The organism is Nguyenibacter vanlangensis (assembly GCF_013376155.1).
Lineage (GTDB): Bacteria > Pseudomonadota > Alphaproteobacteria > Acetobacterales > Acetobacteraceae > Gluconacetobacter > Gluconacetobacter vanlangensis.
This window is the reverse complement of record NZ_JABXXP010000898.1, coordinates 1-993: the sequence shown is the minus strand read 5'-3', so window position 1 is coordinate 993 and position 993 is coordinate 1. Positions and strand designations below refer to the sequence as shown.

Below are 993 nucleotides of genomic sequence, written 5' to 3'. Positions count from 1 at the left end.
GGGTCTTGAGCCCGCAATCGGGGTTGACCCAGAGCCGGTCGGGGTCGATCCGGCCGGCGGCGGCGCGCAGCAGGTCGAGCATCTCGCCGGCGGCGGGGGCGCGGGGCGAGTGGATGTCGTAGACGCCCGGGCCGATTTCCGCCGGGTAGCGGCGCCCGGTGAAAGCGTCAAGCAGGTCCATCCTGGAGCGTGCGGTCTCGATCGAGATGACGTCGGCGTCCATCGCGGCGATGGCATCGATGATGTCGTTGAATTCCGAGTAGCACATGTGGGTGTGGATCTGAGTCGCGTCGGCCACGCCCGAGGCGGCGATGCCGAAGCAGGCCACCGCCCAGTCCAGGTAAGCCTGCCAGTCGGCGCGGCGCAGGGGCAGGCCCTCGCGCAGTGCGGCCTCGTCGATCTGGATGATGGCGGCGCCGGCCGCTTCGAGATCCGTGACCTCATCGCGGATGGCGAGGGCGATCTGGCGGCAGGTCCGTTCGCGCGGCTGGTCGTCGCGGACGAAGGACCAGTTGAGGATGGTGACCGGGCCGGTCAGCATGCCCTTCATCGGCCGGTCGGTCAGGGACTGGGCATAGCGCCACCAGGCGACCGTCATCGGTTCGGGGCGCCGGACGTCGCCGTAGATGATCGGCGGGCGGACATAGCGCGAGCCGTAGGACTGGACCCAGGCATGGCGGGTGAAGGCGAAGCCGGACAGGCGTTCGCCGAAATACTGCACCATGTCGTTGCGTTCGAATTCGCCGTGGACCAGCACGTCGAGCCCGGCTTCTTCCTGCCATTGCACGGCGCGGACGATTTCGGCGCGCAGGAACGAATCATAGGCCGCGTCCGACAGGGTGCCGCGGGCATGGGCGGCGCGGGCCTGGCGCACGTCGCCGGTCTGGGGGAAGGAGCCGATGGTGGTGGTGGGAAAGGCGGGCAGGCCGAGCCGGGCGCGCTGCGCCGCCTGGCGGACGGCGAAGGGCGAGGCGCGGCGTGCCTGGACGGGGT

Annotated in this window: 1 protein-coding gene; it reads right to left on the bottom strand. The window is 70.4% G+C overall.

Annotation, left to right across the window (positions count from 1 at the left end):
- On the bottom strand, nt 1-993 hold a 993-nt coding region (metE, locus tag HUK84_RS19990; protein WP_176641759.1), incomplete at both ends, for a 5-methyltetrahydropteroyltriglutamate--homocysteine S-methyltransferase.